Annotated in this window: 10 protein-coding genes and 5 tRNA genes; 1 reads left to right on the top strand and 14 read right to left on the bottom strand. The window is 61.7% G+C overall.

All coding sequences use genetic code 11. The annotated features are described in order from the left end of the window. From PspR32_RS08635 to PspR32_RS08585, 11 genes are all read right to left on the bottom strand, one after another. Complete coding sequence (locus PspR32_RS08635; protein ID WP_159388318.1) at positions 1 to 768, bottom strand: ATP-binding cassette domain-containing protein; 768 nt, start codon at positions 766 to 768, stop codon at positions 1 to 3. Between the two features lies 1 nt (position 769). Next, positions 770 to 1780 carry a FecCD family ABC transporter permease gene (locus tag PspR32_RS08630; protein WP_036994424.1) on the bottom strand — a complete coding sequence of 337 codons (1011 nt, stop codon included), beginning with the start codon at positions 1778 to 1780 and terminating at the stop codon, positions 770 to 772. Continuing rightward, the gene (locus PspR32_RS08625) at positions 1777 to 2607 is read right to left on the bottom strand and encodes a heme/hemin ABC transporter substrate-binding protein (protein ID WP_036994423.1); all 831 of its coding nucleotides are present in this window, start codon (positions 2605 to 2607) and stop codon (positions 1777 to 1779) included. The genes PspR32_RS08630 and PspR32_RS08625 overlap by 4 nt, the downstream gene beginning before the upstream one ends. Further along, entirely contained in the window at positions 2604 to 3524 is a 921-nt protein-coding gene (locus PspR32_RS08620) for a ChuX/HutX family heme-like substrate-binding protein (RefSeq protein WP_159388317.1), read from the bottom strand. The genes PspR32_RS08625 and PspR32_RS08620 overlap by 4 nt, the downstream gene beginning before the upstream one ends. A gap of 25 nt (positions 3525 to 3549) precedes the next feature. Further along, a complete protein-coding gene (locus PspR32_RS08615; protein ID WP_081492825.1) occupies positions 3550 to 4470 on the bottom strand; it encodes a ChaN family lipoprotein in 921 nt (306 codons plus the stop codon). Between the two features lie 11 nt (positions 4471 to 4481). Beyond that, complete coding sequence (locus tag PspR32_RS08610; protein WP_100782962.1) at positions 4482 to 6893, bottom strand: TonB-dependent receptor; 2412 nt, start codon at positions 6891 to 6893, stop codon at positions 4482 to 4484. A 209-nt stretch (positions 6894 to 7102) separates the two neighbouring features. Next, a tRNA-Leu gene (locus PspR32_RS08605) sits at positions 7103 to 7187 on the bottom strand. Between the two features lie 53 nt (positions 7188 to 7240). Further along, positions 7241 to 7316 (bottom strand) — tRNA-His (locus PspR32_RS08600). A gap of 84 nt (positions 7317 to 7400) precedes the next feature. After that, positions 7401 to 7485 (bottom strand) — tRNA-Leu (locus PspR32_RS08595). 53 nt (positions 7486 to 7538) lie between these two features. Then, positions 7539 to 7614: transfer RNA gene (locus PspR32_RS08590), tRNA-His, on the bottom strand. A gap of 41 nt (positions 7615 to 7655) precedes the next feature. Next, positions 7656 to 7732, bottom strand: a tRNA-Arg gene (locus PspR32_RS08585). A gap of 284 nt (positions 7733 to 8016) precedes the next feature. On the opposite strand from PspR32_RS08585, the gene folD reads away from it, so the two are divergent. Further along, positions 8017 to 8871: a bifunctional methylenetetrahydrofolate dehydrogenase/methenyltetrahydrofolate cyclohydrolase FolD gene (gene folD, locus PspR32_RS08580; RefSeq protein ID WP_010224606.1), complete on the top strand. Its 855-nt coding sequence runs from the start codon at positions 8017 to 8019 to the stop codon at positions 8869 to 8871. Positions 8872 to 8979: 108 nt separating this feature from the next. Here the strand turns inward: folD and PspR32_RS08575 are convergent, their stop codons facing one another. The 3 genes from PspR32_RS08575 to PspR32_RS08565 are packed head-to-tail and all read right to left on the bottom strand — an operon-like array spanning position 8980 to position 11853. Beyond that, entirely contained in the window at positions 8980 to 10719 is a 1740-nt protein-coding gene (locus tag PspR32_RS08575) for an ABC transporter substrate-binding protein (RefSeq protein ID WP_036994421.1), read from the bottom strand. Positions 10720 to 10769: 50 nt separating this feature from the next. Then, complete coding sequence (locus PspR32_RS08570) at positions 10770 to 11042, bottom strand: DUF2160 domain-containing protein (RefSeq protein ID WP_010224612.1); 273 nt, start codon at positions 11040 to 11042, stop codon at positions 10770 to 10772. A 10-nt stretch (positions 11043 to 11052) separates the two neighbouring features. Further along, positions 11053 to 11853: a carbohydrate ABC transporter permease gene (locus tag PspR32_RS08565; protein ID WP_010224614.1), complete on the bottom strand. Its 801-nt coding sequence runs from the start codon at positions 11851 to 11853 to the stop codon at positions 11053 to 11055. Positions 11854 to 11855 lie beyond the last annotated feature (2 nt).

Below are 11855 nucleotides of genomic sequence, written 5' to 3'. Positions count from 1 at the left end.
TCATGGCGCCAGCTCGATGCGCACCTGGTGCCGGCCCATCGGGCTGACATGCACCTGGGCGGCAAATACCCGGGCGATACGCTGCTCGCTGAGCACCTGGGCTGGCGCACCACTGGCACAGAGCCGGCCGCTCTCCAGCAACCACAGGCGATCGCAATAACGCGCCGCCAGATTCAGGTCGTGTAGCACGCACACCACGGCAATCTGCGCGGAGCTGGCGAGCTTGCGCAAAACCCGCATCAGGTTCTGCTGCTGGCCGATGTCCAGGGCACTGGTGGGCTCGTCGAGCAACAGCAGGCAACCCTGGCCATCACGCCAGGCGTCAATCGTGGGGCTGATTGCCAGCTGGTTCATGGCCCGGGCAATGGTCACCCGCTGCAGCTCGCCACCGGACAGGGACAACACCCCGCGCCCCAGCAGATGGCGGATATCCAGGGCGTCGACAATGCCCGCGCAGGGCTCACCGGGATGCTGCTGACCGAGGCGAATGAACTCATCGACCTGCCAATCAAAGGCACTGTCCATCTGCTGGGTTACCAGGGCCCGCCTGCGCGCCAGTTGTCCGGGCAGGTAAGCAGCCAGCTCACGACCCAGCAATTCGATGCGCCCGGAATCTGGCTGCAGGTAACCAGAAATCAGCGAAAGCAGCGTGCTTTTACCTGCGCCATTGGGACCGATCAGCCCGAGCAGCTCACCGGCCTTGATCTGCGCATTGATGGGTGCCAGGGCGAACGGCTGTTCCAGGCTGACATTGATCAGTTCAAGCATCTCAGAACTCCCGCACCTTGCGACCAAGTAACAACCAGAGAAAATACGGCCCGCCAATGATGCTGGTGACCAGGCCTACGGGGATTTCCGCCGGGCTGGTCAAGCTGCGCGCCAGGGTATCGGCCACCAGCAGCAGAATCGCGCCGCAGAGCATCGAAGCCGGAATCAGCAAACGATGGCCCGGGCCGAAATACAAACGCAGGCAGTGTGGCACCAGCAAGCCGATAAAACCGATGATGCCGCTCAAGGCCACACACAAGCCTACCCCCAGCGACGAAGCCAGGACTACGCGACTCTTCAACCGGTCACCATCCAGCCCGGCAGCGTGGGCAGACACGTCCCCCAGCTGGAACAGGTCCAGGTCAGCGGCGCAACGCGCCAACACCCACAAGGTCAATGGCAGGACCAGGCAGGCCACGGCCAGGGTCGACCACTCGGCGCTGCTCAGGCTGCCCATCCCCCACAGGCTCAGTTGGCGCAGCTGTTCTTCGCTGGCGAGGTAGGTAAGGATGCCGCCCACAGCGCCCGTCAGGGTATTGATCACCAACCCCGCGAGCAGCAAGGTAATGGTCGACTCACGCCCCTTGTAACCACGACCGATACGGAAAATCACCAGGGTCACCAGCAAGGCGCCGATGAAACCGGCGAGAAACTGCCCATAGCGCTCCAACCCGGCAAAGCGGCCCTTGAACAGCACCACCCAGATCGAAACCGCAAGCCCCGCGCCGCTGGCTTGGCCCAGCAGCGTCGGGTCGGCCAAGGGGTTGCGAAACAGGCCCTGCATGGCTGTGCCGCCAGCGGCCAGGGTCGACCCCACCAGCACCGCCAGCAGCAACCGAGGCAGGCGCACTTCACTCCACACCTGCCACTCCAGCGCGCTTGGCAGCTCACCGAGCAGAATCCGCGGCGACAAGCCGATACTGCCGACCAGCGAGCACGTCGCCAGCATCGCGCACAACCCTGCCAGCATCAGCACCAGGGTCGGCAATGAGACATTCCCGGCGCCCTTCATGGGAACAGCGCTCCCGCATCCTGACGCAACTGCAACATGGCCTGCACCGTGCGCGGCCCGAGGTTGAGCAGCGCCTGGTCATCGACCAGCACCAGGCGCCGATGCTGTCCGGCGGGAGTGTGCGCCAGGCCGCCGAGCTTCCACAGGTTGTCTTCACCGCCCAATGCTGCCAGCCCGGCCTTGCTGACAATGACGAAGTCCGGTGCCAGCGCCACCATGGCTTCCGCTGCTACTTGCTTATAGGCATTGAAGCCAGCGCCGTTTTCGATACCGGCCTGCTCCAGCGCGGCCTGGGCTTCGGTACCACGCCCCATGATCAACGGCGTCATGCCGGCACGGTTGAAAATGAACACCGCCTTTGGCCCTTTCAATGCCGGCATCGTTGCCAGCGCCGCCGCTAGCTGGCGCTGCTCATCGAGCAACGGCTGAGCCTGTGCCTGGCGATTCATGGCCAGTGCAACCTGCTCGATCTTGCCCGGGATATCGCCAATACCCTTGCCTCGGGCGACACTTACGACCTCAAGCCCGAGACCGCCGAGTTGGCGCAGTACGCTAGTCGGGCGGGCGGCATCGCTGATCAGCAGCCGTTGCGGTTTGAGGGTCAGCACGCCTTCTGCCGAGAGTTGGCGCAAGTAGCCTACCGATGGCAGGTTGGCGATGGCTTCAGGATAACGACTGGAATCATCGCGGCCGACCAGGCGCGAGGTGCCGCCCAGGCGATCGACGATTTCCGCCAGGTCATTGCCGATCACCAGGGTGTCGGCAGATTCGGCCTGTACGGTCATTGCCGTACACGCCGCCAGCAGGCCGAGGAGCAAGCGCTTCATCGCGCCGCCTCCAGAGCATCCAGCCATTCACGCCAGGCCAACTGCTCAGGCTGCCCCGCCGGGCGACGGGCGAACACCTGGACGATCAGACGCTGCTCGGCGTCAAAAAACTCAAGGCTGGTGACGCCGCCGACCTGATTAGGCTTATAGACGCGCCAGATTTGCGCATCCGGCGCATCGGCGATTCTAAAGCCGGTAGGCGCCGCCTGTTCACTGGCAGGCATATCAAACAGCAGCTCAGCGCCCGCCTCGCTCATGCCCGTCAGCCGGCCCGTAAAGATCTGCACGCTACCGGCACTGTAGACGAACAGCATCAATTCCAGCGCACTGGCGGCCAATTGCCGGAACACCGCGACCGGGCTGGTTTGCGCCAGTTGCCGGGCGAACTGCGGCGCCACCAGGGCGTTACCCTCAAAGCGGGTCAGGCCGTGGCGCTTGAGCAAGGCAAAGTGCTCATGGACGTTGGCCATCGCCGCCCACTCTTCGACCAGGCCGGGCACCTGCGGATTGCGCTTGCTGAAGGAAGGTTGCACGCTGAAATCGGCCGGTTTCTCGACGCACCGTCCATACAGCGCTGCCCAGCCGGCCAGTGACGATTGCTCCGTCGAGGCCAGGCACAGCAGCAGTTTGCCGTGGCGATCGAAGACACTGAGGCTGTAGACACCCACCTCAGGATCAAGCGAGATGCCGACCCAGTGCCAGGCGCGCAGGTTCAAGCGCAGATCCAGGCCATCCTCGCCAATCACCAACCCCGCTTCGCTGATGTCGTCGGACTGCGGATAACGGCCTAGTTGCTCGATCGAGGCGTGGCTGGCCGGTGTGCGGGTGCGCACCGGGCCCAGGGTATGCAGTTGGGCGGCCACTTGCACGGCGGGCAGGTCCAGGCACTTGAACCCGCTATCAGTCAGTTGAGTCATGGATAAATTCCTTGTAGTGAAGGGTTCAATGGGCGGGCTGATCGCAGCCGCCCGCGTCGGCAACCAGGGCGGTACCGTCGGCATCCTCAGCTGGCAGCAGCCAGACATAGTCGGCATCCCGGGTCGTAAGGCTATGGCCCTGCTCGCTGATCACCAGCACTTTCAGCCCCGGATCACTCGCCCCTTGCGCCAGGTACTGCGGGGCGCCCAGGCTTTTCAGCGTGTGCAGGACGCCGGCGAACAACAGCCGGGGCGCTTCGGCGCTATCGAGCACCTGCGCCATGCGCTGGTCGCGGGCGTGCTGGATGGCAAGCAGGCCGTTCATGCGCACGGCATCGATCTGCCCGCAATGCATCTCTTTGATGTACTGGCGCTGGCGTGCGGCAATGCCGGGTGACGGGAACAGGCCGTCAGGGTCCTGTACCGCTGCCGCCATCAAGCGCTTGCGCTCAGCGGCCGGCAGGTTGCCGGCCAACAGCGTGGACGGCGCCGTCATCAGGGCCTCCATCAGGGGGCCGTACTGCTCCCAGCTCCAGCGCTCGTCCCAGTGGATGATCTGTTTCAGCCGCTGGCTGCGCACCTGGTTGCCCTGCCCCAGCCAGGCCTGGACTTCATTCACCGGGCGCTGCCGCTCACTGTCGAGCATTTCCAGCACCACCGCGCCCTGGGGCCGACGCTGCGCCAGGTGAGTGGCCAGCCATTGTTCGATCAGGTGATGGGCGAAGTTGTCGTGCACTTCGCCGACCATCACCGTCTGGGCCGGCGCCAGCTCATCGAGCAGTTGAGTGGGCGAGATCTGCTTGCCACTGCTCAGCTCGATGATCGCGCCCCATCCGGGAATGTGCGATTCGACCCGGGTGTAGGCACTGTCGGCCACCGGCGCATTGACGCTGGCGCAACCCGCAAGCAGTGCCAGCCCCATCCCTATAAAGGAAGACTTGAACATAAAGGGTCCTGTCAGTATTCGAGGGTGAAGCCGAACGAGGTCGTGCGGCCACGGCCGTTGCCTTGGTCCATCACCGCCGACATCAGGTAGTCCACCGAGGCGCTGTTGTTGTAGACCTTGTTGCCGACGTTCTCGACGTTGAAGAACAGGCTCAGGTTGTCCTGCACCCGGTAGCTGCCATACAGGTCCCAGATCACGCCGGTGGCGTTGGATTTTTTCGTCTCGTACCAGTCCCAACTGGTTTCCGACGGCCCGGCGTATTCACCACGGGCCCCCAGCACCAGGCGCTCATCGAACCAGCGGGTACCCAGGTCGAGGGTCCAGAAGCGGTCCGGCTGGCTGTTGATGTCCTCCAGCTCGATGCCGGAGGTGGTCGGCGATTTGGTCGTGGCCTTGGTCCACGACAGGTTGGCGTAGAAGAAGCCGGCGTCGTAGCGGCCTTCCAACTCGTAACCGCTCATGCGCACTTCTTCAGGCCAGTTGACCCAGTTCATCTTCGCCGACTCTTCGCCGTCGTCATCGAGGATGTCGAAGGACTGCGGCGTGATGTAGCCATCGATCTTGCTGATGAAGCGGTTGATCTTCAGTTGCCCGTAGTCGGCGTCGGTGAACAGCCCGCTGCGACTGAAATTGACCCCGAACTCGTAGTTGGTCGAACGCTCCTGGCGCAGGAACGGGTTGGCACCGACACCGTCGGCGTCGCTGGCATCGGCCTCCAGTGGCACTTTCTCGAAGAACATTTCCTGCACCCGCGGCGCCCGCGAAGTGCGCGACCAGCTGCTGTAGAGCTGCATCCAGTCGTAAGGCCTGACGGCGAAACCAACCCGTGGGTTGAAGCTGTGTTCGCGGCGGGTAATGTCTATGCCGCCACCGTCGATACCGCGGCACTGGCCAATGATCGAGCACTTGGGCACATGACCGCTGACCTTGTAGCCGTCGTAATGACCGGCCAGGGTCAGGGCATAGATGTCGTAGTTAAACTCCAGGGTGCTGAACAGGCTGTGGGTAGCCTGCTTGCCCTCGGGGTTGGCCCCGCGCTTCTCCGGGGTCTGGGCGACGAAATCATCGGTGTAGTAACGCGCGCCATTACTCCAGCTCGCCTCTACCGGCCCGAGGTTGAAACGGCTGACGTTGGTCAGGTCGAAACCGTGGGCATCGTCACGGGTCTTGCGACCGATGTAGTGGGAGTCTTCTACCGGCGGATACTCCAGCTCGGTCTTGTTCTGGTAGGCATTGACCGTCAGGTTCAGCCATTCGCTGTAGGGCGTATAGGCGTACTTGGCGCGATAGGTCTCGTTATCCAGCTGCCAGGGGTAGTTGTGATAGAACTCGTTGCGGTACTTCACCCCACTCAGGTCCAGGCGATGCATGTCGTTAGGCTGCAGGCGCAGCTTGAGCAAGCCGGAGCGCGGGCTCTGCTTGGTGGTGTCGTATTCGTTGGACTGGCCATTGGTGGTCTTGTACTCGCCGGTCTGGGTGCTGCTGACTGCCGCGACCAGGCCGTAAACGCCCTCGACATCTTCGGGGCGGGTACGGGCACCGGCGGCGAACATGCGGGTATTGCCGTAGCCATTGTTACCGGTGCGATAGGTCGTACGCAGACCTACGCGGTGGTCCGGCTTGACGATGTCATCAATATCGAAGGTACGAAAGTTCGCCGAGCCGCCCAGGGTGTTGGCCCCTTCGGCGCCATCCACCGAACCACGCTGTACATCCACCCCAGCCAGCAGGTTGGCGTCGACAAAAGCCATCGGCCCGCCCGAACCGTGGCCGGCGTTGTTACGGAAGGTTTGGGTGACGCCATCGATCATGGTATTGACCCGGCCCAACCCGGCCAGGCCGCGGATGTTCACCGACACCCCCGGCTGGCTGCGCGAATGCAGGGTATAGGTGCCCGGTATCGAGCGCACCACGCTGTTGAGGTCCTGGCGCTCGGCATGCACCTCGCGACTGCTCTGGATCGCCCCGGGCCGTTCAGCCAAAGCGCCGACCATGGTCGGCCCGACCTCCAGGGCACTATCGCTGCGCTCGTTCACGCGCAACACATAGGTGCGATCCTTCAGCCGCTCGACCCACAGGCCGGTGCCCATCAACAACAAGTCGAAGGCTTCCTTGAGCGTGTAATCGCCACTCAAGCCTTGGGTGCTGCGATTTTCGCCAAGCTGCGGATCAAAGGTGAGGGTCACCCCTGCAGCCCCAGCCAGTTGATTCAAGGCAGGTGCCAGCGGGCCTGGCGGAATGTCGTAAGGCTTGCGCAACGGCGCTTGCTGGGTCGCCGCCCTTTCAGTTGCATAGGCCAACGACCCGCCGCTACACCCGCCCACCAATGCCAGTGCGGTCAGCGCACTGCACGCAACTTTCCATGCACCGCTTTTGTTGTTGTGCTGCAGCCGCTGAACGGCGGCCGGCTGTGTGCTCTTCACGAGGCGCTCCCTTGCAGATGAAATGATCTTGCAAGAGAGGTCACGCGAAGGAATGAAAAAGGGAAATGAAAATCAGTTTTATATGAAACTAATTTCTATTTGGCGAAAAAGTAAGTCGCAGCCGTCAAACCCCAGAAACGACAAAAGCCGCACAAGGCGGCTTTTTCGAGGCTTTCAGGCGCTTCAGCGAAGGGCGGTGAAAGCGTGGATGGTGCGGACGAAGAGACTCGAACTCTTACAGCTTGCGCCGCTGGAACCTAAATCCAGTGTGTCTACCAATTTCACCACGTCCGCATGAAGCGCTTAAAACAAAGGCGCCAGATTTTCATCGGGCGCCTTCGGGAATATGGGGTGGACGATGGGAATCGAACCCACGACCACAGGAATCACAATCCTGCGCTCTACCAACTGAGCTACGTCCACCATATTGCATTTGCCGCAGGGCTTGTGTCAAAGCTACCTGCTGGCACATTCACGCGCTTCAGCGAAGGGCGGTGAAAGTTTGGATGGTGCGGACGAAGAGACTCGAACTCTTACAGCTTGCGCCGCTGGAACCTAAATCCAGTGTGTCTACCAATTTCACCACGTCCGCATGAAGCTTTTAAAGCAAAGGCGCCAGATTTTCATCGGGCGCCTTTTGGAATATGGGGTGGACGATGGGAATCGAACCCACGACCACAGGAATCACAATCCTGCGCTCTACCAACTGAGCTACGTCCACCATATTGCATTTATCGCTTTACTTGTGCCAAAGCTGCCTATTGGCGCACCCGGCAGGACTCGAACCTGCGACCATCCGCTTAGAAGGCGGATGCTCTATCCAGCTGAGCTACGGGCGCATATTTAATCTGCTTTCTGTTACGATTACAAATTAACTTTAGCCGTACTGAACAAGCTAATAAATCTGCTTATTCTGCCTGACCTTGCTAACCAGTGCTAGGCTCTGCCCGACAAGTGCGACGAATCTTATAGACGAGCGGAAAGGTCGTCAACTATTTTTTGAAAAAAATTCATTTTATTTAAGGGCTTAGGGCAATTGCCGGACCAAGCGCCTTTGCCCTCGGCCCCCTTCATGCGAGAATGCGCGCTCTTTTTATTCCCTCTCGATGGTTAATCACGCGTCATGACTGCACACCTTATCGACGGCAAGGCGATCGCCGCCAGCCTGCGCCAGCAGATCGCCCAACGTGTCGTGGAGCGTCGCCAGCAAGGCCTGCGTACGCCTGGCCTGGCGGTGATCCTGGTCGGCACCGACCCCGCTTCTCAAGTCTATGTCTCGCACAAGCGCAAGGATTGCGAAGAGGTCGGCTTTATCTCCCAGGCCTTCGACCTGCCCAGCGATACCACGCAGCAAGCGCTGACCGAGCTGATCGATCGCCTTAATGATGACCCGAACATCGACGGCATCCTCCTGCAGCTGCCGCTGCCGGCGCACCTGGACGCCTCGCTGCTGCTCGAGCGCATCCGCCCGGACAAGGACGTCGACGGTTTCCATCCGTATAACGTCGGCCGCCTGGCCCAGCGTATCCCGCTGCTGCGCCCGTGCACGCCAAAAGGCATCATGACCCTGCTGGAAAGCACCGGTCAGGACCTGTACGGCATGAACGCGGTTGTCGTCGGCGCCTCCAACATCGTTGGCCGGCCGATGGCCATGGAACTGCTGCTGGCCGGTTGCACCGTGACCGTCACCCACCGCTTCACCAAGGACCTGGCCGGCCACGTCGGCCGCGCCGACCTGGTGGTAGTCGCCGCCGGCAAGCCGGGCCTGGTCAAGGGCGAGTGGATCAAGGAAGGCGCGATCGTCATCGACGTCGGTATCAACCGCCAGGACGATGGCAAGCTGGTTGGCGACGTGGTCTACGAGACCGCCCTGCCCCGCGCTGGCTGGATCACCCCGGTGCCGGGTGGCGTCGGGCCGATGACCCGGGCGTGCCTGCTGGAAAACACGTTGTATGCGGCCGAAGCGCTGCATAAGTAAGTGCTGATGGCGGGATAAGAAACGGCACCGGTGAAGGTGCCGTTTTTTTGTGCCTGGCGTCAGGGCCTCATCGCGGGTCAAGCCCGCTCCTACACACAACCTGCGTGGTTACTTGCGTGCAGCCTCCCAGGATTTGAGCAGTTCGCTGTAGCTCACGGTCTCGCCCTTGGGCTTCTCGTTGGCCAGTTTCGGCTTCGGTGCCCCCGGCTGGTCGAACCAGTACTGGGCATCACGTTCCTTGTTCAGCTTGGGTGCGCAAGTCGCCTGAGCCTTGGAGCGCTCCAGACGTTCGAGGATGCGGTCCTGATCCTTGGCCAGGCCATCCAGCGCCTCTTGCGGGGTCTTCTCGCCACTCGCCGCTTCGGCGATATGGCTCCACCACAGCTGCGCCAGCCGCGGGTAGTCCGGCACGTTGGTGCCGGTCGGAGTCCATTGCACCCGCGCCGGGCTGCGGTAGAACTCCACCAGCCCACCGAGCTTGGGCGCAAGATCGGTCATGGCCTGGGAGTTGATGTCCGACTCGCGGATCGGCGTCAGCCCGACAATGGTCTTTTTCAGCGAGACGGTCTTGGAGGTAACGAACTGGGCGTATAGCCAGGCGGCCAGGCGCTGCTTCTCTGGCGTCGACTTGAGGAAGGTCCAGGAGCCGGCATCCTGATAGCCAAGCTTCATGCCCTCCTCCCAGTACGGCCCCTTGGGCGATGGCGCCATGCGCCACTTCGGCGTGCCGTCGGCGTTCATCACCGGCAGGCCTGGCTTGGTCATGTCGGCGGTAAAGGCGGTGTACCAGAAGATCTGCTGGGCGATGTTGCCCTGGGACGGCACCGGCCCGGATTCGGAGAAAGTCATGCCCTGGGCCTCTGGCGGCGCATAGGCGCGCATCCAGTCGACATATTTTTGCGTGGCGTAGACCGCAGCCGGGCCATTGGTGTCGCCGCCACGGGTAACGCTGGAGCCGACCGGGTGGCAGTCTTCGACGCGAATGCCCCATTCATCCACCGGCAAGCCGTTGGGCAGGCCCTTGTCGCCACCACCGGCCATGGAGAACCAGGCATCGGTGAAGCGCCAGCCCAGCGACGGGTCTTTCTTGCCGTAGTCCATGTGCCCGTAAACGCGCTTGCCGTCGATTTCCTTGACGTCCTCGCTGAAGAACTTGGCGATGTCTTCATAGGCCGACCAGTTCACCGGCACGCCCAGCTCGTAGCCGTACTTTTCCTTGAACTTGGCCTTGAGGTCGGGGCGGTCGAACCAGTCGGCGCGGAACCAGTAGAGGTTGGCGAACTGCTGGTCAGGCAGTTGATAGATCTTGCCGTCCGGCGCGGTGGTGAAGGAGATGCCGATAAAGTCCTTAAGGTCCAGGGTCGGCGAGGTGTAGTCCTTGCCTTCGTTGGCCATCAGGTCGGTGATGGATTCGGTCTTACCATAGCGAAGGTGGGTACCGATCAGGTCGGAATCATTGACCCAACCGTCGTAGATATTCTTGTCCGACTGCATCTGTGTCTGCAGTTTTTCCACCACGTCGCCTTCCTGCAGCAAGTCGTGGGTCAGCTTGATCCCGGTGATCTCGCTGAAAGCCTTGGCCAGCACCTTGGCCTCGTACTCATGGGTGGCGATGGTTTCCGACACCACGTTGATCTTCATCCCGCGAAACGGCTCGGACGCCTTGATGAACCACTTCAACTCTTCAAGCTGCTGCTCGGGAGTCAGGGTCGAAGGCTTGAACTCGCTGCCGATCCACTTCTTGGCGGCATCTTCATAGGCATCGGCCCAGGCACTGGCGTGAAAGCTGCCAAGCACCAGCAGGGCTGCCAGGGTCAAATGTCGCCGGTTCTTGTTGTTGTCGAACATTGTGATCTCCCGATTGAGTATTTTCCCGGAGCCGTGCCGATTGCCCTCGGCTAACCCCAGCGCATCACCACCAACAGCCAGGCCAGGGACAGCAGCGAGGCTACCCACAGGTTCCAGTCGCTGAGCCCGATTACCAGCAGGTGCAGGTAAGCGCTGACCAGCAAACCAATGAACAACCGGTCACCACGGCTGGTGGCGATCGGCAGAAAACCACGACGCTCGACGCACGGCCGACGCAGCTCATGCAGCGTCATGCCCAGCAGCAACAGGCCGATCGAGGCGAAGAAGATCGCTGTTGGCAAAGTCCAGGCCATCCAGTCCATAGCGCGCTCCTCAGACCCGGCCCAGGGCAAAGCCCTTGGCGACATGGTTACGGACAAACCAGATCACCAGCATGCCCGGCAGAATGGTCAGTACCCCGGCAGCGGCCAGCACGCCCCAGTCGATCCCCGAGGCCGACACCGTTCGGGTCATCACCGCGGCAATCGGCTTGGCGTTCACCGAGGTCAGGGTGCGTGCCAGCAGCAGTTCGACCCAGGAAAACATGAAGCAGAAAAACGCCGTGACGCCAATGCCGGAGCCAATCAGCGGCACGAAGATCTTCACGAAGAACCGCGGGAAGCTGTAGCCGTCGATGTAGGCGGTTTCGTCAATTTCCTTCGGTACTCCGGACATGAAGCCTTCGAGAATCCACACCGCCAGCGGAACGTTGAACAGGCAGTGGGCCAATGCCACGGCAATGTGCGTATCGAACAGGCCGATGGACGAATACAGCTGGAAGAACGGCAGGAGAAACACTGCCGGTGGCGCCATGCGGTTGGTCAGCAGCCAGAAGAACAGGTGCTTGTCGCCAAGAAAGCGGTAGCGCGAGAAGGCATAGGCTGCCGGCAATGCCACGCTCAGGGAGATCACCGTGTTCAGGCACACGTAGTACAGCGAGTTGATGTAGCCGCTGTACCAACTGGGGTCGGTGAAGATCACCCGGTAGTTGTCGAAGGTGAAGTTCTGCGGCCACAGGGTCAGGCCACCGAGGATCTCGGTGTTGCTCTTGAACGACATGTTCAGCAGCCAGTAGATCGGTACCAGCAGGAACAGGATGTACAGCAGCAGCGGCAGCGTCTTGCGCAGATTCATGG

Origin of the sequence: Pseudomonas sp. R32 (assembly GCF_009866705.1) — a bacterium.
GTDB lineage: Bacteria > Pseudomonadota > Gammaproteobacteria > Pseudomonadales > Pseudomonadaceae > Aquipseudomonas > Aquipseudomonas donghuensis.
This window is presented reverse-complemented; position numbering and strand designations above follow the sequence as displayed.

What these genes read in the sequence shown, in the direction of transcription:
- PspR32_RS08635 (WP_159388318.1), bottom strand. Translation starts at nt 768, where the DNA reads ATGCTTGAACTGATCAATGTCAGCCTGGAACAGCCGTTCGCCCTGGCA.
- PspR32_RS08630 (WP_036994424.1), bottom strand. Translation starts at nt 1,780, where the DNA reads ATGAAGGGCGCCGGGAATGTCTCATTGCCGACCCTGGTGCTGATGCTG.
- PspR32_RS08625 (WP_036994423.1), bottom strand. Translation starts at nt 2,607, where the DNA reads ATGAAGCGCTTGCTCCTCGGCCTGCTGGCGGCGTGTACGGCAATGACC.
- PspR32_RS08620 (WP_159388317.1), bottom strand. Translation starts at nt 3,524, where the DNA reads ATGACTCAACTGACTGATAGCGGGTTCAAGTGCCTGGACCTGCCCGCC.
- PspR32_RS08615 (WP_081492825.1), bottom strand. Translation starts at nt 4,470, where the DNA reads ATGTTCAAGTCTTCCTTTATAGGGATGGGGCTGGCACTGCTTGCGGGT.
- folD (WP_010224606.1), top strand. Translation starts at nt 8,017, where the DNA reads ATGACTGCACACCTTATCGACGGCAAGGCGATCGCCGCCAGCCTGCGC.
- PspR32_RS08575 (WP_036994421.1), bottom strand. Translation starts at nt 10,719, where the DNA reads ATGTTCGACAACAACAAGAACCGGCGACATTTGACCCTGGCAGCCCTG.
- PspR32_RS08570 (WP_010224612.1), bottom strand. Translation starts at nt 11,042, where the DNA reads ATGGACTGGATGGCCTGGACTTTGCCAACAGCGATCTTCTTCGCCTCG.
- PspR32_RS08565 (WP_010224614.1), bottom strand. Translation starts at nt 11,853, where the DNA reads ATGAATCTGCGCAAGACGCTGCCGCTGCTGCTGTACATCCTGTTCCTG.